Origin of the sequence: Vreelandella malpeensis, from assembly GCF_020622355.1 — a bacterium.
GTDB lineage: Bacteria > Pseudomonadota > Gammaproteobacteria > Pseudomonadales > Halomonadaceae > Vreelandella > Vreelandella malpeensis.
The window spans coordinates 256,386-279,739 of sequence record NZ_WHVL01000003.1 but is presented as its reverse complement, the minus strand read 5'-3'; the positions used below and the strand labels follow the sequence as shown (position 1 = coordinate 279,739).

General features: G+C 66.6%; 19 protein-coding genes. 12 read left to right on the top strand and 7 right to left on the bottom strand.

Features of this window, described 5'->3' with window-relative positions; all coding sequences use genetic code 11:
• Positions 1-180: 180 nt before the first annotated feature.
• The 5 genes from GEV37_RS09535 (at position 181) to GEV37_RS09515 (ending at position 5,994) form a co-directional block, all read left to right on the top strand.
• Positions 181-1,269, top strand: coding sequence for a sugar phosphate isomerase/epimerase family protein (locus GEV37_RS09535; RefSeq protein WP_227390003.1), 1,089 nt, complete (start codon positions 181-183; stop codon positions 1,267-1,269).
• Positions 1,262-2,428, top strand: coding sequence for a Gfo/Idh/MocA family protein (locus tag GEV37_RS09530; protein WP_227390002.1), 1,167 nt, complete (start codon positions 1,262-1,264; stop codon positions 2,426-2,428). Before GEV37_RS09535 ends, GEV37_RS09530 begins: the two co-directional genes overlap by 8 nt.
• Positions 2,421-3,968: a sugar ABC transporter ATP-binding protein gene (locus tag GEV37_RS09525; RefSeq protein ID WP_227390001.1), complete on the top strand. Its 1,548-nt coding sequence runs from the start codon at positions 2,421-2,423 to the stop codon at positions 3,966-3,968. The genes GEV37_RS09530 and GEV37_RS09525 overlap by 8 nt, the downstream gene beginning before the upstream one ends.
• Positions 3,965-4,951 carry an ABC transporter permease gene (locus GEV37_RS09520; RefSeq protein ID WP_227390000.1) on the top strand — a complete coding sequence of 329 codons (987 nt, stop codon included), beginning with the start codon at positions 3,965-3,967 and terminating at the stop codon, positions 4,949-4,951. The genes GEV37_RS09525 and GEV37_RS09520 overlap by 4 nt, the downstream gene beginning before the upstream one ends.
• A 74-nt stretch (positions 4,952-5,025) precedes the next feature.
• Positions 5,026-5,994: a substrate-binding domain-containing protein gene (locus GEV37_RS09515; protein WP_227389999.1), complete on the top strand. Its 969-nt coding sequence runs from the start codon at positions 5,026-5,028 to the stop codon at positions 5,992-5,994.
• A gap of 57 nt (positions 5,995-6,051) precedes the next feature.
• On the opposite strand, the gene GEV37_RS09510 is transcribed toward GEV37_RS09515, so the two are convergent.
• Both GEV37_RS09510 and GEV37_RS09505 read right to left on the bottom strand, forming a co-directional pair.
• Entirely contained in the window at positions 6,052-6,627 is a 576-nt protein-coding gene (locus tag GEV37_RS09510; RefSeq protein WP_227389998.1) for a nucleotidyltransferase family protein, read from the bottom strand.
• A complete protein-coding gene (locus GEV37_RS09505) occupies positions 6,617-7,588 on the bottom strand; it encodes an XdhC family protein (protein ID WP_227389997.1) in 972 nt (323 codons plus the stop codon). The genes GEV37_RS09510 and GEV37_RS09505 overlap by 11 nt, the downstream gene beginning before the upstream one ends.
• Before the next feature lie 181 nt (positions 7,589-7,769).
• Here GEV37_RS09505 and GEV37_RS09500 point away from each other — a divergent pair, with 181 nt between their 5' ends.
• From GEV37_RS09500 to paoC, 3 genes are read left to right on the top strand one after another with little or no spacing between them, the layout of a single operon-like run.
• The gene (locus GEV37_RS09500) at positions 7,770-8,327 is read left to right on the top strand and encodes a 2Fe-2S iron-sulfur cluster-binding protein (protein ID WP_227389996.1); all 558 of its coding nucleotides are present in this window, start codon (positions 7,770-7,772) and stop codon (positions 8,325-8,327) included.
• Positions 8,324-9,274 carry an FAD binding domain-containing protein gene (locus GEV37_RS09495; protein WP_227389995.1) on the top strand — a complete coding sequence of 317 codons (951 nt, stop codon included), beginning with the start codon at positions 8,324-8,326 and terminating at the stop codon, positions 9,272-9,274. Before GEV37_RS09500 ends, GEV37_RS09495 begins: the two co-directional genes overlap by 4 nt.
• 3 nt (positions 9,275-9,277) lie before the next feature.
• A complete protein-coding gene (gene paoC / locus GEV37_RS09490) occupies positions 9,278-11,455 on the top strand; it encodes an aldehyde oxidoreductase molybdenum-binding subunit PaoC (RefSeq protein ID WP_227389994.1) in 2,178 nt (725 codons plus the stop codon).
• Here the strand turns inward: paoC and GEV37_RS09485 are convergent.
• Together GEV37_RS09485 and GEV37_RS09480 are read right to left on the bottom strand one after the other, a co-directional pair.
• On the bottom strand, positions 11,452-11,868 hold the full coding sequence (locus GEV37_RS09485) for a PaaI family thioesterase (protein WP_227389993.1): 417 nt from the start codon (positions 11,866-11,868) through the stop codon (positions 11,452-11,454). The genes paoC and GEV37_RS09485 overlap by 4 nt on opposite strands.
• 86 nt (positions 11,869-11,954) lie before the next feature.
• The gene (locus tag GEV37_RS09480; protein WP_227389992.1) at positions 11,955-14,129 is read right to left on the bottom strand and encodes a malate synthase G; all 2,175 of its coding nucleotides are present in this window, start codon (positions 14,127-14,129) and stop codon (positions 11,955-11,957) included.
• A 190-nt stretch (positions 14,130-14,319) separates the two neighbouring features.
• On the opposite strand from GEV37_RS09480, the gene GEV37_RS09475 reads away from it, so the two are divergent.
• Both GEV37_RS09475 and GEV37_RS09470 read left to right on the top strand, forming a co-directional pair.
• Positions 14,320-15,360, top strand: coding sequence for an alpha/beta hydrolase (locus GEV37_RS09475; protein WP_227389991.1), 1,041 nt, complete (start codon positions 14,320-14,322; stop codon positions 15,358-15,360).
• Entirely contained in the window at positions 15,341-16,582 is a 1,242-nt protein-coding gene (locus tag GEV37_RS09470; RefSeq protein ID WP_227389990.1) for an MFS transporter, read from the top strand. Before GEV37_RS09475 ends, GEV37_RS09470 begins: the two co-directional genes overlap by 20 nt.
• Positions 16,583-16,591: 9 nt before the next feature.
• Here GEV37_RS09470 and GEV37_RS09465 read toward each other — a convergent pair whose 3' ends face one another.
• Positions 16,592-17,755, bottom strand: a complete 1,164-nt coding sequence (locus GEV37_RS09465) for an MFS transporter (RefSeq protein WP_227389989.1) — start codon at positions 17,753-17,755, stop codon at positions 16,592-16,594.
• A 110-nt stretch (positions 17,756-17,865) separates the two neighbouring features.
• On the opposite strand from GEV37_RS09465, the gene GEV37_RS09460 reads away from it, so the two are divergent.
• On the top strand, positions 17,866-18,696 hold the full coding sequence (locus tag GEV37_RS09460) for a sulfurtransferase (RefSeq protein ID WP_227389988.1): 831 nt from the start codon (positions 17,866-17,868) through the stop codon (positions 18,694-18,696).
• A 9-nt stretch (positions 18,697-18,705) separates the two neighbouring features.
• Here the strand turns inward: GEV37_RS09460 and GEV37_RS09455 are convergent, their stop codons facing one another.
• Complete coding sequence (locus GEV37_RS09455) at positions 18,706-20,217, bottom strand: YifB family Mg chelatase-like AAA ATPase (protein WP_227389987.1); 1,512 nt, start codon at positions 20,215-20,217, stop codon at positions 18,706-18,708.
• Between the two features lie 156 nt (positions 20,218-20,373).
• On the opposite strand from GEV37_RS09455, the gene GEV37_RS09450 reads away from it, so the two are divergent.
• Positions 20,374-22,422 (top strand): TonB-dependent siderophore receptor, encoded by a 2,049-nt coding sequence (locus GEV37_RS09450; RefSeq protein WP_227389986.1) that lies wholly within the window; start codon positions 20,374-20,376, stop codon positions 22,420-22,422.
• On the opposite strand, the gene GEV37_RS09445 is transcribed toward GEV37_RS09450, so the two are convergent.
• Positions 22,406-23,290, bottom strand: a complete 885-nt coding sequence (locus GEV37_RS09445) for an ABC transporter substrate-binding protein (RefSeq protein WP_227389985.1) — start codon at positions 23,288-23,290, stop codon at positions 22,406-22,408. The genes GEV37_RS09450 and GEV37_RS09445 overlap by 17 nt on opposite strands.
• Positions 23,291-23,354 lie beyond the last annotated feature (64 nt).

Genomic DNA, 23,354 nt, shown 5'->3' with positions numbered 1-23,354 from the left:
CATATATTCTCATTAAATCATTTGCTTGTCGGTTTTTAGGCAAATCGGGAACGCACTGGGTCCGCTTGACCGTTTCTCGTCGCTTTGCTGCAATGTAATCCATTACATTGGCCTCTCGGGTCTGGCTTTCATAACGACAATCACAACGACGATTACAACGACAATGTGTCAGGATATCCCATGAAGACCATCAAGGGCCCCGCCCTCTTTCTAGCGCAGTACGCAAGCGACGAGCCGCCTTTTGATACCCTCGACGCCATCGCCGGCTGGGCGGCATCCCTGGGGTTCAAGGCGGTGCAGATTCCGAGCTGGGACACGCGGCTGATCGATCTCGAGCGCGCTGCCCGTGAGCCCGACTACTGCCGCGAAATCAAGGCGACGCTTGCCCGCCACGGTCTCTCGATCAGCGAGCTTTCGTGTCATCTGCAGGGGCAGCTGGTGGCGGCGCACCCCACCTACGATAGCCTCTTCGACGGCTTCGCCCCCGCGCACCTGCACGGCGACCCGCACGCCCGCCAGGCCTGGGCGGTGGAACAACTCATGCTGGCCGCCCGCGCCAGCGCCAACCTGGGACTCACCGCCGTGGGCACGTTTTCCGGGGCGCTTCTGTGGCCGTTTCTCTACCCCTGGCCGCAGCGCCCGCCGGGGCTGGTAGAGGAGGGCTTTACCGAGCTCGCCCGCCGCTGGCGGCCGATCCTCGACGCTTATGAGGCGGCCGGGGTGGATCTATGTTTCGAGATCCACCCGGGGGAGGATCTGCACGACGGCGCCACCTTCGAGCGCTTTCTGGCGGCGGTCGATCACCATCCGCGCTGCCATATCCTGTACGACCCGTCGCACCTGCTGCTCCAGCAGCTCGACTATCTCGGCTTTCTCGACCGCTACCGCGAGCGCATCCGCATGTTTCACGTCAAGGATGCCGAGTTCACCCCGTCGGCGAGCCAGGGTGTCTACGGTGGCTACGCGTCCTGGGCCGAGCGCGCCGGGCGCTTTCGTTCGCTGGGCGATGGTCAGGTCGACTTCAAGGCGATTTTCTCGAAGTTCGCCCAGTACGACTTCGAGGGCTGGGCGGTGCTCGAGTGGGAGTGCGCGCTGAAGCACCCGGAGCAGGGGGCACGCGAGGGCGCGCGCTTCATCGCCGAGCACATCATCTTCGTCACCGACCGGGCGTTTGATGACTTCGCCGACGCCAGGACCGACTGCCACGCCAACCGCACGCTGCTGGGGCTTGCGCCCTTGGCGCCCCACGCCGGAGCCCGCCATGAGTGATTCGCCCATTTCACGACGCCTGCGCGTGGCCATGGTCGGCGGCGGCCAGGGAGCGTTCATCGGCGCGGTACACCGGATGGCGCTGCGCCTGGACGACCGCTTCGAGCTGCTCGCCGGTGTCTTTTCCTCGCAGCCCGAGCGCAACCGGCAAAGCGCCCGCGAGCTGCATGTCGCGCCCGAGCGCTGCTACGCCGACGTGGCCGCGCTGATCGAAGGCGAGGCGGTGCGCGAGGACGCCATCGAGGCGCTGATCATCGTCACGCCCAACCACCTGCACTTCGACGCCGCGCTCGAAGGGCTAAAGGCGGGGCTTCACGTGGTGTGCGAAAAGCCCATGACCCTGACCGCCGCCGAGGCAGAGCGGTTGAAAGCTGCGGCGGCACGAAGCGCCGGACATTTTCTGCTTACCCACACCTACGCCGGCTACCCGATGATCCAGCACGCCCGCGAGCTGGTCGCGAAGGGCGAGCTCGGCGCGCTTCGCCATGTGCAGGTGGAGTACGTGCAGGAGTGGCTGAGCGTCGCCCAGAATGACGACAACCGTCAGGCCGCCTGGCGCACCGACCCGACGAAGGCCGGCGCCGCCGGGTGTCTCGGTGATATCGGCGTGCACGCCTTTCAACTGGCGCAGTTCGTCACCGGCCAGAAGGTGGCCCGGGTGAGTGCTTCGCTTTCCACCGCCGTGGCGGGGCGCGCGCTCGATGACAGCGTGCAGGCGCTGTTGCGCTTTCAGGGCGGCGCCAGCGGCATGCTCTGGGCCAGCCAGTGCGCCCCGGGGTTCGAAAACGAATTGACCCTGCGCATCGTGGGCGAGAAGGCGAGCCTGTCCTGGGCCCAAGAGCACCCCAACGAGCTCTGGCTCAAGCCGCTCGACGCCCCGAGCCAGCGCCTGACCCGCCGCAGCGATGCGGTAAGCGAGGCGGTGGCGCGCAGCATACGCCTGCCCGGCGGCCATCCGGAGGGCTACATCGAAAGTTTCGCCAACCTCTACCGCGCCTTCGCCGACGACGTTCAGGGCGATGGACAGGCATGGCTGCCCGGCATCGAGGATGGCGTCGACGGCATGCGCTTCATCGAGGCGGCGATCGCCTCCAGCGCTGGCGACGGCGTCTGGACGGCGCTCGATGGCGATGAACGTAAGGGTGGGCGCAATGGCTGAGCCGCTGCTGCGCCTCGAGGGCATCGGCAAGTCCTTCGGCCCGGTGACGGTGCTCGAGGGGATCACGCTCGATATCGCCCAGGGCGAGGTGCTGGGCGTGCTGGGCGAGAACGGCGCCGGCAAGTCGACGCTTCTCAAGATCATCAGCGGTATCTACACGCCGAGCACCGGGCGCATTCTCATCGACGGCCAGCCGTTTGCCGCACTGGACCCGATTGGCGCGCGGCGCCTGGGCATCGCGATGATTCCCCAAGAGTTCAACCTGGTGGCCTCGCTCAAGGTGTACGAGAACGTCTTTCTCGGCCAGGAGCTTCGTCGCGGCGGCTTTCTCGACCATGCCCGCATGCGCGAGCAGACCCGGAAGCTTCTCGATTCGCTCGAGGTGCATCTCGACCCCAACCAGACCATCGAGCGCTTGAGCGTGGCGCAAAAGCAGATGGTCGAGGTGGCCCGGGTGCTGGTCAACGACGCGCGCATCGTGATCCTCGACGAGCCGACCACGGTGCTGACAAGTCACGAGACCGCGGTGCTGTTTCGCGTGGTGAAGGCGCTAGTCGCCCGGGGCGTCACCGTGCTGTTCATCTCCCACAAGCTGAAGGAGGTGAGGGAGCTCTGCGATCGCCTGCTGATCCTGCGCGATGGGCAGCTGGTCGAACACTGCGCGGTGGCCGGGATGAACGAGGAGGCGATGGCGCGCAAGATGGTGGGCCGGGAGCTTTCGCGGATATTTCCCGACAAGCCCGAGGCGCCCGTCACGCGCGGAACGCCTGCGCTCGAGGTGCGCGGGCTGTGCCTGACGAATGTGCTCCACGATATCGACTTCGCGGTGCATCGCGGCGAGGTGCTGGGTCTGGCCGGGCTGGTCGGCGCCGGACGCACCGAGATCGCCGAGACCCTCATGGGCCTGCGGCGCAGGAGCGCCGGCGAGATTCTCGTCGACGGTGAGCCGGTCGCCTTCACCTCGCCTCGCCAGGCGCACGCAAGAGGACTTGCCTATCTCTCCGAGGATCGTCAGGGCAAGGGCCTTCAGCTTTCGTTCAACGTGATGCAGAACGTCACCGACCTGAGCCTTGCGCGCTACGTGCGCGGGCTGATTCGCCACGGCCAGGAGCGCCGGCGCGCCGAGGAGTACCAGGCCAGGCTTTCGATCAAGGCCGCGCATCTCACCGCCCCGGTGGGGCTTCTGAGCGGCGGCAATCAGCAGAAGGTCTATTTCGCCAAGCTGCTCGACATCGAGCCGGAGATTCTGTTGCTCGACGAGCCTACTCGCGGCATCGACATCAGCGCCAAGCAGCAGATCTATCGCCTGATCCGCGAGCTGACCGCCCAGGGCAAGGCGGTGGTAGTGATCTCCTCGGAGCTCGAGGAGATCATCGGCCTGGCCGACCGGACGCTGGTGATCCGTCAGGGGCGCGTGGCGGCCACGCTCGAAGGCGACGACATCAATGAAGAGTGCATCATGCTCTACGCCGCCGGCGCCTGGGAGGCGGGCACCGAGCCCGCGACAGCGCACGAACCATCACAAGGAGCGCGCCCATGAGTCCGTTGTCCCAACGCACCACGCCGCTGGCCCAGCGGTTTCGCAACCTGCCGATCAGCGGGGCGATTCTCGCGCCGCTGTTGGCGCTGATCGTGCTGTTCGTCATCTCGTCGCTGGCAAGCGAATACTTTCTCAACACGCGCAATCTCTCCAACGTGCTGCGCCAGGTCTCCTACACCGGCATCATCGCCATCGGCATGACCTTCGTGATCATCGCCGGCGGCATCGATCTCTCCGTGGGCTCGATGTTGGCGCTGGTCGGCGTGGTCGTGCTCTACGTGCTCAACACCATCACCGACCCCTTCCAGGCGGTGATTCTCGCCATGCTCGCCGCGCTGGTGGGCGGGGCGCTGTTGGGGCTCTTCAACGGACTGCTGGTCACGCGCGGGCGCATCGCCGCCTTCGTGGTGACGCTGGCCACCATGTCGATCTTTCGCTCGCTGGCGCTCTACTTCACCGATGCCGCCGAGGTCAGCACCCGCAATCCGCTGTTCCAGGGCGTGGGTGGTGGCTTTGTGCTCGGCCTGCCGATTCCGGTGTGGACGTTTTTCGCTCTGGCGGTCGTCTCCCACGTGGTGCTGTTTCATACCGCTTACGGGCGCCACGTCTGCGCGGTAGGGGCCAACGCCCAAGTGGCGCGCTACTCGGGGATTCGCGTCGAGCGCGTGGTGCTCTCCACCTTCCTGATCGCCGGGGTGTGCGTGGGGCTTTCCGCCATCATGCTCACTTCAAGGCTCAACTCGGTCAGCCCGAGCGATGCGGGCTACTTCTTCGAGCTCGACGCGATCGCCGCGGTGGTGATCGGCGGCACCGCGCTTTCCGGCGGGCGCGGCACCGTGTGGGGCACGGTGATCGGCGCTTTGATTCTCGGCATCATCAACAACATGCTCAATCTGACCGGCGTTTCGCCCTACCTGCAGGGGTTGGTGAAAGGCGCAGTGATCCTGCTGGCAGTGCTCTTGCAGTACAAGCGCGCGCCTTGAACCAGGGCCGGCACGCCGGCCATCGCGGGCAAGGCGGGGCCTTGCCCATTACGCACGCAAACGGGGTAACAACAATGACACTCAAACGCGTATTGCAAAAGACGGCGCTGGGCGCGGCACTGATGGGCACCGCGCTCACCGCCAGCGCCCAGGAGTACACCATCGGGGTGACCGTACCCGCCGCCGAGCACGGCTGGACCGCAGGGCTTTCCTGGTGGGCCCAACAGGCCACCGAAGAACTCGCCGAGAAGCACCCGGACGTGAACTTCACGGTGCTTTCCGCCAACTCCGGTACCGCCCAGGTCGCCAACGTCGAGGACCTGATGATCCGCAACCTCGATGCGCTGGTGATTTTGCCCTACAACCCGGCCACGCTGCAGGCGGTGATCAGTGAGGCGTACGAAGAGGGCATCTACACCGTGGTGGTGGACCGTGAGCTCGAGACCCCGGCCCAGAACGTCTTCATCGCCGGCGACAACCCGGGGCTTGGCGAGCAGGCGGCGCGCTATATCGCCGAGGAACTCGGCGGCGAGGGCAATATCTTGGTGCTCGAAGGCCCGCCGATCCCGATCAACAGCCAGCGCGTCGATGCCTTCAACCGGGTGATGGAGAACTATCCGGGCATCAACATCCTCGCCTCGCAGAACACCGACTGGAACGCCCAGCAGGCGCTGAGCGTGACCGAGGACCTGCTCGGCAGCAACCCCGAGGTCGACGCGATCTGGGCCGGCGATGACGATGTGCTGGTCGCCGCCCTGCAGGCGATCGAGGAGAACAACCGCGACGACATCCAGCTCGTGGTGGGCGGCGGCGGCTCCCAGCGGGTGATCGAGATGATTCGCAGCGATCACCCTATCGTTAAGGGCACCGTGACCTACCCGCCGAGCATGATCGCCTCGGCGATCGCGCTGGCCGTGCACGGCGTGAAGGGCGAGCGGCTGGGCGACATGTACCACGGCGTGCCGTCGCGCATGATCCTCGCTGCCGACCTGATCACCGCCGACAACGTCGAGGAGTATTTTGAACCCGACGCGGCCTACTGAGCGCTATCCTCGCAACGCCCCCGAAACGCCCCGTGCGCTCGCGCGTACGGAGCGTTTTCACGCCAGGTCCTCAGGCCGGTCGATATCCAGGTGCACGCCCGGGTCGTCGACAGGCATCCGGTAGCGGTGCGCGGCGTGGGCCGCGAGCACTGCCCGGGCGCCTTCACCACCGCAAAGCGCGGCAAGTTCCGCCCAGAAGGCGCGCCCGAAAATCACCGGATGCCCTGGCGCCTCACGATAGAACGGAACGACGATCCGGTCGAACGCGGCCTGCTGACAAAGGGTGTTCAGCGTCTCTAGACGCAGGTAGGGCATGTCGCCGAGCAGCACGGCGGCGGCCTCGACGCCTTCGAAGGCGGGGTCGCGCGCAAGCTGCGTGAACGCCTCGCCGATGCTCGCCCCCAGCCCGTTTCGGGCACCCTTGACGCGGATCAGCTCGCGCTCGTCGAAGCCTTCCATGGTATCGTCGCTGCGCACCGCGATCCGTACCACGGGAAAGGCCCGCCGGGCGCTATCGACGCTTTGCGCCAGCAGCGTACTAGCGCAAAGCGGCGCCAGGCGCTTGTCCGCGGCGCCGAAGCGCCGCGAATAGCCCGCCGCCATCACCAGCGCGACGACCGGCTCACAGCTCATCGAGCGCTTTGCCATGCTGCACGCGCACGATGTCCGCCATCACCGCCAGCGCGATTTCCGCCGGGGTCTTGCTGCCGAGCGCAAGGCCAATCGGCATGTGGATGCGCGCGATGTCCGCCTCGCTCAAGCCTCCGGAGCGCGCGAGCCGCTCGGCCCGGGCTTTTGATGTGCGCTGCGATCCCATCACGCCGATGTAGAACGCCTTCGTGCACACCGCTTCCATCATCGCCAGGTCATCGATGCGCGGGTCGTGGGTGAGGGCCACCACGGCGGTGGCGCCGTGGCAGGTGCGATCCGAAATGAAAGCCGAGGGCAGGGTGGCGTGGACTTCAACGCCGGGCACATCAAAGGCCTGGCAGGTGGCCTCACTCGGGTCGCAGACGATCACTTCGAAGCCGAGCGTCACCGCAAAGGCCGCACAGGGCGCGGTGATCGGCGAGATGCCGGCGATCACCAGTCGGTGGGCCGGCGAGACGCGAAGCTCGATGACATCACCCTCGATCTCTACGCGCGGCCCGGTGGGCGGAGCGGGGATGAAGGCGCGCTCGCCGCTTACCGTATCGATTCGGCGAATCAGCGGCTCGCGGCCCTTAAGTGCTGCGAGAATCTCGCTCAGGTGGGTGCGGGTGGCGGGGGTGGACGGCAGGCGCTCGACAAGCACGTCGAGCACGCCACCGCAGGGCAGCGCCACGTTGGCCACGGCCCCTTCGCCCTCGCCGTAGCGGGTCTGGGTGATCGGCGCCTCAAAAGCGCCGCGCCCCAGGCGCGCGAGGAAATCTTCCTCCACGCAGCCGCCGGAGAGCGAGCCGACGTGCTCGCCGCGCGCGTTGGCACACAGCCACGCCCCTGGCGCTCGGGGCGAGGAGCCGAAGGTTTCCAGCACCGTGCACAGCCAGACCGTCTCGCCCTGGTCGCACCAGGCAAGCGAGCGCTCGATGACTTTCAGATCCAGATGTTGCATGACATTACGCGTTCCTCGTTGGGCGCCGGGGCGGTCGAGCCGGGCTGCTCCTCCAGCGTAGACCAGTCGATGAGTCTTGATGCAGGTTATCGGATACGCCGGGCCGAGCCTTCCATTCGCGTCTATGCTTAACCCGTCATGACCGTGACCCGGTACCGCATCATAATTAAAGGCAATGAAAATGACCTCAACGACGACGTTCGAGAAGCATCGCGAGAGCGCTCAAACGCGCTCAAGCGTTGCCTTGACCATCAACGGCCAGCGCCACGAGCTGACGCTTGATAATCGCACCACGCTGCTCGATGCCCTGCGCGAGCACCTGAACCTGACCGGCTCCAAGAAAGGCTGCGACCACGGCCAGTGCGGCGCCTGCACGGTGTTCATCGACGGCCAGCGGGTCAACGCCTGCCTGACCCTGGCCGTCATGCACCAGGACGACGAGATCACCACCATCGAAGGTGTCGGCGGCGTCGAGCACCTGGACCCGATGCAGCAGGCCTTCATCGACCACGATGCCTTCCAGTGCGGCTACTGCACGCCGGGCCAGATCTGCTCGGCGAAGGCGACCCTCGAGGAGATCCGTGCCGGCATCCCGAGCCACGTGACCAAGGAGCTCACGGGCCCGATCGAACTGAGCGACGAGGAAATTCGCGAGCGCATGTCCGGCAACCTCTGCCGCTGCGGTGCCTACGCCAACATTCTCGAGGCCATCCGGCAGGTCGCCAAGGAGCGCGCATGAAAGCCTTCTCGTTCGAGCGCGCTATTGATGCCGCCCAGGCGGCCAAGCGCGCCTTTGAAATGCCGGGCAGCAAGTTCATCGCCGGCGGCACCAACCTCTTGGATCTGATGAAACACGAGATCGAAGTGCCGCCGCACCTGATCGACGTCACCCACATCGGCCTCGACGAGATCACCGCCACCGACGACGGCGGACTCAGAATCGGCGCGCTGGTCAGCAATACCGCCCTCGGTGCAGACGAGCGCATCCGGCGCGACTACCCGGTGCTCAGCCGGGCGCTGTTCGCCGGCGCCTCTAGCCAGCTGCGCAACAAGGCCTCGACCGGCGGCAATCTTCTGCAGCGCACCCGCTGCCCCTACTTCTTCGATCCGAAGATGCCCTGCAACAAGCGCGAGCCAGGCGCGGGCTGCGCCGCCCTCGACGAGGGCGCCGACACCCGTCAGCTCGGCGTGATCGGCACCTCGGATCACTGCATCGCCACGCACCCGTCGGACATGGCGGTGGCGCTGCGTGTGCTCGACGCCGAGGTGGAGACCATCGACCCGGAAGGGCGCACCCGCCGGCTCACCCTCGACGAGTTCTACCTGTTGCCCGACGATACCCCGGAAGTTGAAAACGCGCTGTCGCCGGGCGAGATCATCACCGCCGTGGTACTGCCGGCCCCGGTAGGCGGAACCCAGCGCTACTTCAAGGTGCGCGACCGCGCCTCCTACGCCTTCGCGCTGGTCTCGGTGGCGCTGATCGAACAGGAGAACGGCGAGGGCCGCGTCGCGCTGGGGGGTGTTGCTCCCCGGCCCTGGCGGCGCGACGATGCCGACGCCGAGCTCGCCAATGGTGCCACGGCGGTCATGGCCAAGCTGCTTGACGGCGCCCGCCCCACCCCCGACAACGCCTACAAGCTGGTGCTGGCCGAACGCACGCTGGCGGCCCTTCTGGCCAAGGAGTGACTCATGGATTTCAATCAGTCAGCGGATGAGAACCTGTTCGACCGCGCCCGGATCATCGGTAAACCCCATAAGCGCATCGACGGCGCGCTGAAGGTTACCGGCACCGCCCCCTATGCCTACGAGCGCAACGACGTGGTGGAGAATCACCTGGTCGGCTACCCGCTGGGTGCGAGCATCGCCAAGGGGCGCATCACGCGCATGGACGCCGCAGCGGCGCGCAACGCCGAGGGCGTGGCGGCGGTGATCACGGCGCTGGACATCGACGAGCTGCCGCGCGCCGACAGCAACGTCGCCAAGCTGTTCGGCGGCGACCTCGTCGAGCACTATCATCAGGCGATCGCCGTGGTGGTGGCCGAAACGCTAGAGCAGGCCCGCGCGGCCACCTCGCTCATCGAGGTGGAGTACGAGGAGACGCCGGGCGAGTTCGACCTGGACGATGCCTGGAAGCGCCTGCAGGATCGTGACGTGATCAACGAGGTGGGCGATGTGGACGCGGCGTTCGAGCGCGCCGAGGTAAGCATCGACGAGATCTACCACACCGCCTCGCAAAGCCACGCCATGATGGAGCCCCACGCCTCCATCGCCGACTGGTGTGACGGCAAGCACCTGACGCTCTGGACCTCCAACCAGATGATCGCCTGGAGCAAGAAGGCGCTGGCCACCACGCTGGAGCTCGACGAGGCGGACATTCGCCTGGAAAGCCCGTTCGTGGGCGGCGGCTTCGGCGGCAAGCTGTGGCTGCGCGCCGATGCGGTGCTGGCGGCCCTCGGCTCTCGCGAAACCGGCCGGCCGGTGAAGGTCGCGCTGCCGCGTCCGTTCATCTTCAACAACGCCACCCACCGATCCGGCACCGTGCAGCGCCTGCGCATCGCCGCGAACAAGGATGGCCGCATCACCGCCTTCGATCATTCGGCGATCTCCCACACGCTGCCCGGCGGCAGCGGCGAGGACGCGGTGAACCAGACCCGCTGCTTCTACGCCGGCGAGAATCGCCGCGTGGCGCACCACGCCATCGACATGAACCTGCCGGAAGCCGCCGACATGCGCGCCCCCGGCGAGGCCTCGGGCCTGGCGGTGCTGGAGATCGCCATGGACGAGATGGCCGAGAAGCTCGGCCTCGACCCGGTGGAGTTCCGCATTCTCAACGACACCCAGGTCAATCCCGAAGAGCCGCATAAGCGCTACAGCGATCGCCACTTCGTCGAGTGCCTGCAAAAGGGTTCTGAGGCGTTCGGCTGGCGCGAGCGCAACAAGGTGCCGGGAAGCCGGCGTGAGGGGCAGTGGCTGATCGGCCAGGGCGTGGCCGGCGCCTATCGCGGCGCGATCACCATGGACTCCGGCGCCCGGGTGCGTTTGAGTCAGGGCAAGCTGGTCGTCGAGACCGACATGACCGACATCGGCACCGGCTCCTACACCATCATCGCGCAAACCGTGGCGGAAACCATGGGTGTCACGATGGACGAGGTGGAGGTGCGCCTGGGTAACAGCGCCTACCCGGTGTCGTCGGGCTCCGGCGGCCAGTTCGGCGCGGCCAGCTCCACGGCGGGCGTCTACGCGGCGTGCCTGGCGCTGCAAGAAGAGATCGGCAAGCGCTTGAGCATCGAATCGCCGCGCTTCGAGAATGGCCGGGTAGTGTCAGGTGATCAGGACCTGGGGCTTTTCGAGATCGAAGGCGAGGAGCTCGTCGGCGAGGATACGCTGCACTTCGGCGACTTCCAGGATGAGATCGAACTTGGCACCTTCGGCGCACACTTCGTCGAGGTGGCGGTCAACGCCTACACCGGCGAGACACGCCTTCGCCGGATGCTCTCGGTGTGCGACGCCGGGCGCATTCTCAACCCGATCACCGCGCGCAGCCAGGTGCTCGGCGGCATGGTCATGTCGATCGGCGCGGCGCTGTCGGAAAGCCTCAGCATCGACACCGCCCGGGGCTTTTTCGCCAACCACGACTTGGCGGGCTACGAGATCGCGGTGCACGCGGACATTCCCGAGCAGGAGGTGATCTTCCTCGATACGCTGGACGGCGCCTCGACACCGCTCAAGGCCAAGGGCGTGGGCGAGCTGGGCATTTGCGGCGGCGCGGCGGCGGTGGCCAACGCCATGTACAACGCCACCGGCATCCGCCTTCGCGACTACCCGCTCACACTGGATCGCATGCTCGACCGGCTACCCGCGATCTAGTCCTTGATCGGCAGGGCGTAGCTTGCAACGACGTGCGCCACCGGGCGCGCGTCGTCGCTCGTCGAATACACCTGCACTTCCCCCACGCCCATGCGCCGACCGAGCTTGATCAGCCGGGCGTGGGCGATAATGTCGTGATCTCCCGAGGCAGCGCGCAGAAAGTGGCAGTTCAGGTCGCAGGTCACCGCCATTGGCTCCGGGCCGATCTGCGCCAGAATCGCCACGTACAGCGCCACATCGGCAAAGCCCATCATCGTCGGCCCGCTCACCCGGGGGCCGGGGCGCAGGTGCTCGTGGCCTATTTTCAAGCGCATCGTCGCGCGCATCTCCCCTACGCTCTCTATCCGGCCCATGCGCTGGGGAAATACCTCGTCCAGAAAACGTTCGATCTCGTCGACGGTCATGACGGTCATTGTTGTTGTCTCCACGTGAGTAGACGCTCTTTCACGATGCCACAAAAAAGCCCCGAGTGGCTCGGGGCTTGTGTTGCTACCTGTGCTTACTTGGCTTTATCCACCTGGCGCCACTCGTGCAAAAGCGGCTCGGTGTAGCCCGACGGCTGCTCGCGGCCCTTGAAGATCAAATCCGATGCTGCCTTGAAGGCACTGGAATCCTCGAAGTGGCTGCTCATGGCGGTGTAGCTCGCGTCACCGGCGTTCTGCTCGTCGACCACCTTCGCCATGCGCGTGAGCGTCTCCTTCACGCGCGCCTCGTCGACGATACCGTGGTGCAGCCAGTTGGCGATGTGCTGGCTGGAGATGCGCAGTGTGGCGCGGTCTTCCATCAGGCCAACATCGTGGATGTCCGGCACCTTGGAGCAGCCCACGCCGTGCTCGACCCAGCGCACCACGTAGCCCAGGATGCCCTGGCAGTTGTTGTCGAGCTCCTGCTGGATCTCCTCACTAGACCAGTGGGCGTTCTCGGCCACCGGCACGCTGAGCAGATCCTCCAGCAGGTCGGATTCGCCGGCGCTCTCCATGTCGCGCTGGATGTCGGCCACCTTCACCTGGTGGTAGTGCAGCGCGTGAAGCGTCGCGGCGGTGGGCGAGGGCACCCAGGCGGTGTTGGCGCCGGCTTTCGGGTGACCGATCTTCTGCTCGAGCATGGCGTGCATCAGATCCGGCATCGCCCACATGCCCTTGCCGATCTGGGCGCGGCCGCGCAGGCCACAGGCAAGGCCCACCTCGACGTTGTTCTTTTCATAAGCGGTGATCCACTTGGCGGCCTTCATGTCGCCCTTGCGCACCATCGGGCCCGCTTCCATGGCGGTGTGCATCTCGTCGCCGGTGCGGTCGAGAAAGCCGGTGTTGATGAACACCACGCGCGAGGTTGCCTCGGCAATGCATGCTTTCAGGTTGACCGTGGTGCGACGCTCTTCGTCCATGATGCCCATCTTCAGGGTATCGCGACTCATGCCGAGGATGTCTTCCACGCGCGAGAAGAGCTCGTTGGCAAACGCCACTTCCTTCGGGCCGTGCATCTTCGGCTTGACGATGTAGACGGAGCCGGCACGCGAGTTGCGCGGCTGGTCGGCGTCCTTCTTCAGGTCATACAGCGCGATCAGCGAGGTGACCACGGCATCCAGAATGCCTTCCGGCAACTCATGGCCATTCTCGTCGAGGATCGCCGGCGTGGTCATCAGGTGGCCCACGTTGCGCACGAACATCAAGGAGCGCCCGGGAAGGGTGACGCTGCCGCCGTCCGTGGTCTTCCAGGTGCGATCGGCGCCCAGTTTACGCGTGGTGGTCTTGCCGCCTTTCTCGATCTGCTCTTCCAGGTCGCCGCGCATCAGGCCGAGCCAGTTCTGGTAGACGCCGACCTTGTCCTCGGCGTCCACCGCGGCCACGGAGTCTTCGCAGTCCATGATAGTGGTCAGTGCGGCCTCGACGACGACGTCCTTCACGCCCGCCGGGTCGGTCTTGCCGATGGCATCGGTGGCGTCGATCTGGATCTCGAGGTGCAGGTCGTTGTTGGCGAGCAGGATCGCGCTCGGCGCGCTTTCGTCGCCGTCGAAGCCGATCAGCTTGTCCGGATCTTTTAATCCGGTCTCGCGACCGCCTTCCAGGCGCACTACCAGGTGGCCGTCGCGCAAACGATAACCTTCGGCATCCGCGTGGGAGCCGGTGGCCAGGGGCGCTGCGCGGTCCAGCACCTCGCGGGCGTAGGCCACGACCTTCTCGCCACGCTTGGGGTTGAAGCTCTTGCCCTTCTCGGCCCCGTCTTCCTCGGAGATGACGTCGGTGCCGTAGAGCGCGTCGTACAGGCTGCCCCAGCGAGCGTTGGCGGCGTTCAGCGCGTAGCGGGCGTTGCTCACCGGGACCACCAGCTGCGGGCCGGCCTGAACGGCGACTTCACGGTCGACGTTGGCCGTTGTCACATTGACGCTGGTCGGTGCATCGACCAGATAGCCTTGCTCTTTAAGAAAGCGCTGGTAGGCGGCCATGTCGGTCACCGCGCCCGGGTGCGCCTTGTGCCAGCCGTCGAGCGCCTGTTGCAGCGTGTCGCGCTCTTCCAGCAGGCGCTGGTTTTTCGGAGTAAGATCATGGAACAGGGCATCGACGCCGGCCCAGAAAGCCTGTTCGTCGACGCCGGTGCCCGGCAGAGCCTGTTCGTTGATGAAACGGTCCAGCTCGGCGGCCACCTGCAGACGGTGACGCGTGATACGCTCGCTCATGGGTCTCTCCTCGAGAAGTGCCCGTGGGTGGATGAGGCTGCCACGGCCAGGATGAAAACGATTTATGGAAAATACTTCCATAAAGGTTGGGGCATGTAAACAGCCTAAACGCCAAAGCGCCGCCATGCTCGACTAAATGATAATAAAGGCGCGCCAACGCCAGGGATGTTCCTGACGACAGGGAGACGCAATGCACGAGTTTCAGCATCTATCAGAGGTGTTCGAGCAGGCGCCGGACGCGCCGGCGCTGCACTATCTTGCCCCGGGCACGGCCATGACCCGGGCGGTCGAGGCGTATTTCCACCACTACCGGCTCGATGCGCTGTTTTCGAGCACCCCGTCGGTCTACGCCGGGTTCATCGATACCGGGCGCTTCAACCTGTGGTGCCAGGTGTGGAGCCCCATCGCGCCCAAGGGCACGGTGTTCGTGGTGCACGGCTACTTCGATCACCTGGGGCTCTACCGCCATCTTTTGAAGAGCCTGCTGGAGAAGGGTTGGCTCGTGGTGCTGTGGGACCTGCCGGGACACGGGCTCTCCAGCGGCCCGCGAGCGGAAATCGGTGAGTTCGACGACTATCAGCACTGTTTCAGCCACGTCAAGCGGACGCTCGACGCGGCGGACCTGGCCCCGGCCCCCTGGCTCGGCATCGGCCAGAGCACCGGGGCGGCGATCCTGGCCACCGACGCCCTGGAGCAGCGCGAGGCGGCGCGCTGGGCGGGCATCGTGCTGCTGGCGCCGCTGGTGCGCCCCTGGCGCTGGGGGCAGGCGAGCTGGGTGCATCTGATCGCCAGCCCCTTCGTCAAGGAGCTGCCGCGCAAGTACCGGCCCAACTCCACCGACGAGACCTTCACCGCCTTTCTGCGCGACCAGGACCCGCTGCAGCCTGAACGCTTGAGCGTTGTCTGGATCTCGGCCATGCGCCGCTGGATTCCCAAGCTGCTGGCCTTCGAGCCGCTGGCGCTGCCGACATTGATCCTGCAAGGCGAGCAGGACACCACGGTGGACTGGGAACGCAATCTCGAGATCCTGACCGCGAAATTCCCCGCGGCGACGGTGTATCGCCATCCCCAGGCGCGCCATCATCTGGTCAACGAGTCGCCGGCCATTCGCCAGGCGCTGTTCGCGCAGCTGGAGGCGTTCGTCGACGCGGTGGACACCGACCTTCCCGCACCGCCGGCCTCGCGGGCGACCAGCGGTGAGCCGGCCGCGAATGCGCTGGTCTCCAAGTAGCCGCCCGCCCGTGATACCCACGCCTTCTTCCTCTCGGCCGGCAGGGCTTGCCCGCCACGCGGTCGCCGTGATCGCCCTGGCCCAGCTGCTAGGCACCTCGCTGTGGTTCAGCGCCAACAGCGCCATGCAGGAGCTTGCCCGCGAGTGGGGCGTCAGCGCCGTCGAGATCGGCTGGCTGACCGGCGCGGTGCAGGGCGGCTTCATTCTTGGCACGCTCACGCTGGCGCTGACCGGGCTCGCCGACCGCTTCCGTGCAAGCCATCTGTTCGTGGCCAGCGCCCTGGCGGGAGCGCTGTTCAACGGCCTGTTCGCCTGGGCCGCCCAAGGCCTGGCCGACGGCCTTGTGTGGCGGTTTCTGGTCGGGCTTTGCCTTGCCGGCATCTACCCGGTGGGCATGAAGCTGGTGGTGAGCTTCGCCCCCGAGCGCACCGGCCAGGCGCTGGCCCAGCTGGTGGCGATGCTCACGCTCGGCACTGCCTTGCCCCACGGGCTCAGGGAGCTGGGTGCGGCGCTGCCCTGGCCGCTCGTCATCAGCGCCTCTTCACTGCTTGCACTGATCGGGGCGGCGCTGATCTGGCGGCTGGGTGACGGGCCGCATCTGCCAGTGCAGCGCACCTCCTCTCATCCACGAACCGGGCTTCGCGAGGCCTTCGCGGTGCGCCGTTTTCGGGCTGCCGCCTGGGGCTATTTCGGCCACATGTGGGAGCTCTACGCCTTCTGGACGGTAGTGCCGCTGCTGGTGGCGAACTCCCCGCTCGCCGCCGCCTACCCGGGGCTGGGCGTCTCGGGCATGGCTTTTGCCGTGATCGGCGTGGGGGCGATGGGTTGCCTGCTGGGCGGAGCGCTGTCGCGGCGTTTCGGCAGCGCCGCCGTGGCGCTTTCGGCGCTGGCGCTCTCAGGGCTCTGCGCGGTGGCGTTCGCGCTTTTCTGGAGCGCGCTGCCGCCGGCGGGGCTGGCGCTTCTGCTGCTGGTCTGGGGGGCGGCGGTGGTCGCGGACTCGCCGCAGTTCTCGGCGTTGGCGTCGAAAACCTGCCCGCCGACGGCGGTAGGGGCGTCACTGGCCATCCTGAATGCCATCGGCTTCGCCATCACCGTGGTCGCTATCGCTTTCGTCACCGCGCTGTTCGAGCGCATCGGCCTCGACGCCGCCTGGTTGCTGGTGCCGGGGCCCGTGCTCGGGCTGATCGGCTATGGGCTGGCTTCGCGGCGGCGTTTGAGTTGAATGCCGGAATCACGCCTTGTTTGAGGGTCGCCGACGTTTTCCTGCTCCCAGGGTTGAAGCGAATATCATGCCCACCGCCGCCAGCTGCACCGCCGCCACTAGCCCCAGCACCCCCGCGAAGCCCGCGCGGCTGAAGATCGCAGCGGAGAGAATCGCTCCCAGCGCCCCGCCGGCGTAGTAGAAGCCAAGGTACATGCCACTGGCGAACGCCGCGGGCACGCGCTCGGCGCGACTGACCAGGCGCGTGGTCAAGGTCTGCAGCAGGTAGGTGCCGACCGAGAAGAGGATCACGCCAGCGATGATCGAGGCATACCCCTGCCCGATGATGGCAAGCGACAGCCACACGAGCCCGGCGAACGCGGCGAAGAAGGGCGTCTCCCGACGGTTCTGGTAGAGCCGGGGGCTTGCCAGCACCGCCGCGATGGCGGGCAGGCTCGCCAGATAGACGAGCCCGATCTGCGCGGCACTCTGCATGAAAGGCGGCTGGGCGAGCTTGAGCCCCAGGGCGGTGAAGATGGCACTCTGGGTGAAGAGCAGGCTGAAGCCGACGATGAAGGCAAGCCGCAGCCGCGTCTCGACGAGCGCCTTTTTCAGGAGTTCGCGAAAGGGCGGCTGGGCGGCGGGCGCTGCGTAGTCAGGAGTATGCCGGCGCTGGCGAAGAAGGAGCAGCCACGCCACGCCGAGAAGCCCTGCGGCGCTGCCGAACCCGCCGGCCCAGCCCAGCGTATCGAGCGCCCAGGCGGGGTAGAAACGGCTCAAGGTGCTGCCGGCGATGGTGCCGGTCACGAACAGCCCCACCCACTGCGCGCGCTGGCGCTCGCTCTTGGCGCCGGCCAGGAGCGCCACGCAGGCGGTGAGCACGCAGGGCAGCACGACCCCCTGGACCAGACGAACGAGCCAAAGACCCGTGAGCGTGGCGCTCGCCGCCAGCAGGGCGTTCAATACGACCAGCAGCCCGATACCGGCGAGAATGGCGTTGGCCGGCGCCAGATGGCGCGTCCAGCGGCTGGCGAAGGGAGCGGTGAACATCATGCCGAGCAGCGTGGCCATGTTGAGCCAACCCGCCTGGGTGAGCGTTGCCTCGAAGCGCGCGGCGAGCCACGGGTAGAGCGCCTGGAGCTGGTAGAGGTTGAAGAATGCCCCGGTCGAGGTGGCGAGGATCAAAAGACGCACGCAGGGTTCCTTTCTGTGGCGAGGCGGCTAGAGTAAGCCGAGGACCTGCCCAGTGTCAGCTTGCGACTGCTCGTACCACCGTCATTTTCAGATCCATGGGAGTTCATCACGTGTCACATATTCTAATCTCTGCTCAGGCGCTCGTGGAGCGTTTAGCGTCCCCTTTGCCGCCCAAGATACTGGACGCCTCGCTGCCCAATAGCCCCATCGCCCCTTTCGTTGCCGAGGATGGCCGCACGCTACCCGGCGCGCTCGCGTTCGATATCGAGCGGGTCTTCTCCGACCCGAGCGCGCCCTTCCCGCACACGCTGCCGGCGCTCGCCTCCTTGCGGGAGGCGTGCCGGCAGCTCGGGCTTTCGATCGATGACGAGATCGTGGTGTTCGACAACCGCGGTATATTTTCGGCCCCGCGTGCCTACTGGCTGCTGACCCAGGCGGGCTTCACGAACGTACGGCTGCTCGACGGCGGCCTGCCGGGGTGGCTTGCGCAGTCGCTGCCGGTGCAGCAGGGCTATAGCGCGCCGACGCCGCTTGCAACGCCGCCCGCCCTTTCGGCCAACGAGAGCGTGGTCAGCATCGATGACGTGGAGGCCAATATCGCCACGCCGCGCTTCACGCTGGTGGATGCCAGAAGCGCCGGGCGTTTTTCCGGCGAGGCCCCGGAACCCCGCCCGGAGCTTGCGAGCGGCCATATTCCCGGCGCCTGCAACCTGCCCTTTCCCGAGGTGCTGGAGAACGGCTACTTCAAAAGCCCCGAGGCGATTGCCCGGCTGCTGCACGAAAGAGGACTGTCGCCGGAGGATCACCTGACCTTCAGCTGCGGCTCCGGCATCACTGCGTGCATCCTGTGGGTGGCCGCCGAGCTTGCCGGGTACAAACGGCTTTCACTGTTCGACGGCTCCTGGACGGCCTGGGTGATGAGCGGGCGCCACGCCGGGTAGGAGGAGCGCTCACCCCTTGCCCAAGAGCCGATCCAGCTGGCGGTAGCCGATCGCCTCGATCAGGTGCGCCTGGGCGGGCTTGGGGGCGCCTTCCAGGTCACAAAGCGTCAGCGCCACCCGCAGCACGCGGTGGTAGGCGCGGGCCGAAAGCTTGAGTCTTTCCAGCACCCCGGCGAGCCAGGCGCGCTCCTCGTCGTCGAGGGCGCAGGCGGCTTCCAGCGCCTTGCCGCCGAGCTGGCTGTTGAGTGCGCCCCTTTCCATCTGGCGCTCGCGGGCGGCCATCACCCGCTCGCGCACCGCTTCAGAAGACTCGCCCGGCGTCTGGGCGGTGAGCTGCTCCGGCGGCAGCGCCGGGACTTCCACCTGCAGGTCGATACGGTCAAGTAGCGGCCCGGAGAGCCGCGCCTGGTAGCGCTGGATCTGGCTGGCCGTGCACTGGCAGCGGTTGCGCGGATCGCCCAGGTGACCGCAGGGGCAGGGGTTCATGGCCGCGACCAATTGAAAGCGCGCCGGGTAGCGGCGCTCGTGGCTGGCGCGCGACAGATGGATCTCGCCGGTTTCCAGGGGCTGGCGCAAGACCTCCAGCACGCTTCGGGAAAACTCCGGCAGCTCGTCGAGAAACAGCACGCCCATGTGGGCGAGCGAAATCTCGCCGGGTTTGGGCTTCGAGCCGCCGCCCACGAGTGCCGCCGCGCTGGCGCTGTGATGGGGCTGACGAAACGGGCGCTGGCCCCAGTCGGCTTCGAGCGCCAGCCCGCACACCGAGCGCACGGCGGCCACCTGCAGGGCATCGTCCTCGTCCAGTGGTGGCAGAATGCCCGGCAGGCGGCTCGCGAGCATCGTCTTGCCGGTGCCCGGGGGGCCGGCCAGCAGGAGGTTATGGCCCCCGGCAGCCGCGACTTCCAGCGCCCGGCGCGCCTGGTGCTGGCCGCGCACATCGGCAAGGTCCGGCGCCGGGTTGTGCGCCTTGGGCGGGGCGGGCAGCACGTGGGGGGCGATACGCTCCTGGTCAAGCAGGTGTGCCACCACCTCCCAGAGCGTGGCGGCGGGCAGCACGGTCAGGCCATTGCCGGCAAGCGCGGCTTCGTCGGCGCAGGCGTTGGGGACGATCAACCGGCGTCCGGCGGCCTTGGTGGCCAGGGCGAAGGGCAGCATGCCGGGAACCGGGCGCAGCTTGCCGTCGAGGGCCAACTCTCCCGCGCACTCGATGCTCTCCAGCGCGTCCACCGGCAGCTGGCCGGAGGCGGCGAGAATGCCCAGCGCGATCGGTAGATCGAACCGCCCACCCTCCTTGGGCAGATCCGCCGGCGCCAGATTGAGCGTGATGCGCCGGGTATTGGGGAAGTCGAAGCCGGCGTTGACCAGCGCACTGCGTACCCGCTCGCGGCTCTCCTTCACGGCGGCCTCCGGCAGGCCCACCAGCGTCAGCCCCGGCAGGCCGTTGGTCAGGTGCACCTCGACCTGCACGGCGGGGGCGTCGAGCCCCACCCCGGCGCGCGTGTTCACGATGGCAAGCGTCATTGTGTTCCCCCGAGCAGTGAAAGACTAATTTTGTTTTGTCTTTCAACGTAGCGCATTTACCGCACGCTTGATAGCCAGGCGAGGGCGTATTACGCTTGGCATCAATGACAATTATTCTCATTTTTTGCCTGCCTGCTTCCAACAGAGACTGCTTCCATGCTCCACCGTGATTTCTTTCCCCGGCGCCCGCTCGTCTGCGCCATTGCCCTTTCGATGCCTGCCGCCGCGGGAGCGCTGACGGCGCATGCCCAGGAGGTCGCCATCGAAAGCGCCCCGGTCGTGGTGGTAGGCACGGCGCTCAAGGTCGCGACTCCGTTGGTCGAGACGCCACGCCCGGTCTCGACGGTGGAGCGTGAAGAGCTCGAGCTGCGCAACGTCCAGCAGCTCGACGAGACCTTTCGCTACCGCTCCGGTGTACTTTCCGGTCACTACGGCAGCGACAACGACACCGACTGGCTGAAGGTGCGCGGCTTCGACCACTCCACCTACCAGGATGGGTTGCGCATCTACCGTGAAGGTTTCTATCAATGGCTGCCGGAGCCTTTCGGGCTCGACCGAGTGGAGGTCTTCAAGGGGCCGTCGTCGATCCTCTACGGCGAGGCGCCGCCCGGGGGGCTGATCAACGCGATCAGCAAGCGCCCTACCGATACCGCTCAGGGCGAGGTGAACCTGCAGGTGGGCAACCGCCAGCATCGCCAGATCGGTATCGACTCCAGCGGTCCGGTCACTGACACCGGCGACGTGCGCTACCGCCTGGTGGGGCTCTACAAGGAGCGCGACGGCGACCTGGATCACACCGACAACGAACGCTACTACTTCGCGCCGAGCCTGGCAGTGGATATCAGCGACGCTACCAGCGTGACCTTTCTTGCCAGCCTCCAGAAGGACGACGGCGTGCCGGTCAACGGCTTCAAGCTGCCCTACGGCACCGTGGAGAGCACACCCTTCGGCCGGGTGGGGCGCTCGGTGAACTACAGCGAGCCGGGTTACGATCGCAACCAGCGCACCCAGTGGGGCCTGGGATACGAGCTGCGCCACACCTTCGACGACACTTGGTCCTTCGAGCAGGATCTGCGCTACAGCGAGATGGATCTGAACTTGACGAGCACCTATGTGCTGTCCCAGCTCGACGAGCGCCGCGCTACCCGCGGGCTGACTTACCGCGACGGTACCGTGGACAGCTGGACCGTGGACAACCGCATGGTGGGCAACTGGTACACCGAGCGCACCGAGAACACCCTGCTGGTGGGCCTGGACTACCAGAACCTGGGCATTCGCGGTGACGAGGCGGACGACTACGCCTTCGGCGCGCCGATCGATCTGTTCGCGCCGCAGTACGGCAACTACACCCCGGTGGCCCCCGAGCAGATCATCCGTCGCGACATCGACAAGGAGCAGACCGGGGTCTACCTGCAGAACCAGCTGCGCATCGACGACCGCTGGGTGCTGCTCGGCGGGGTGCGCTACGACCGCGCCGAGACCGAGAACACCAACCGCACCGCCGGTACCCGCGAGCGCTCCGACGACAGCGAACTCTCCTGGTCCGGCGGGGCGATGTACCTGGGCGAGAACGGCCTCAACCCCTACATCAGCTACACCGAGTCCTTCCAGCCGGTGGGTCAGGTGGACGGCGCCGGGGCGCTCTACGACCCGCGCAAGGGCGAGCAGTGGGAAGTCGGCGTCAAGTACGCCCCCTTCGAGTGGGACGGCTACGTCACCGCCTCGGTCTTCGATCTGTCCGAGAACAATACCCTGGTCACCTCTCCCGCCGGGTTCCAGGTGCAGGAGGGCGAGCGCACCTCCCAGGGCTTCGAGCTCGAAGGCGTGGGCTATGTGACCGACGCCCTGCGCGCGACCATCGCTTACACCTATACCGATGCACGGCTCGAGGACGATGAGCGGGCGAGCCTGATTCCCCGCCACCAGGCGTCGTCCTGGCTCGACTACACCGCCGCCGGTGGCGCCTTCGACGGCGTGACCGTGGGCGGTGGGGTGCGCTACGTTGGCTCGAGCGTGGACGGCGACACGCGGGTGGGCGACTACACCCTGGTGGATGCGATGATCGGCTACGAGTTCGCCGACGGCTGGCAGGCCCAGGTCAATATCAACAACCTGACCGACAAGGAGTACGTGGCCAGCTGCGACTACTGGTGCTACTTCGGCGAGTCACGCAGCGTGATCGGCAGCCTCAGCTACCGCTGGTAGTCTCCTCGCCGCTGCGTGAATCCACCAGCGCGGCGGCGAGCTCCCGGGCGAAGCGCTGGGCCGAGGGTAATGCGCCGAAGCTCCACACTGGCGCCAGGCGAATGACGCGGTTCTCTTCGATGACCGGCAGGTGCTGCCATAGCCCGCTTCGGGCAAGCTCTTCTTCCACCCCGGCGGGAATGGGGTCGACGATCAGCAGCGTCGCCTCGTCGAAGCGCGCCAGCGCCTCGATCCCCGTCAGGGTGAAACCCCACTCGTTGGTGGGTGCCGTCCAGGCATTCTCGATCCCCAACCGATCCAGCACGGCACTGTAGAGGCTGTTCTGGCCGAATACCCGCACGTGGCGGGCATCCATGAACTGAATCATGACCAGCGCCGGGGGCTCGGCGGGCATGTCCTGGCGCAACCGGGCGAGCAGCGCATCGGTATCGTCGATCAGCGCTTCGGCTTCGGTTTGTCGCTGAGTGATATCGCCAAGCTTTCGGGTGAAGTCGAGCACCTCGCTCCAGGTCTGAGCGCCGGGCGAGTAGAGCGCAAGCGAGGTCACTGGCGCGATGCGCGAAAGCTTCGGGGCGAGTGCCGCGGCCATGGTGGAGATCAAAAAACCCTGGGGGGCGGCGCGGGCCATCAGTTCGAAGTTGGGCGACTGGCGAAGCCCCAGATCCGTCACCGTCTCGGGAATGCGCGGCTCGCCCACCCAGTCGTGATAGGCGGGAATCTGGGCCACCCCTTCGATCGGTGCGTCGATGGCCATGAGGGTTTCGGCGATGGTCCAGTCCAGCGTGGCCCATTGAGCCTGAGCGGCACTGAACGGCACGAGGCTGGTGGCCATCAGCAGGGCGCGGGCGAGAAGGGCGGTCAGGCGCATGAGGGAGCATCACTCGAGAAGTCAGCCGATATTTAAACGATAATCTTTATTGTTTGCAAACGTG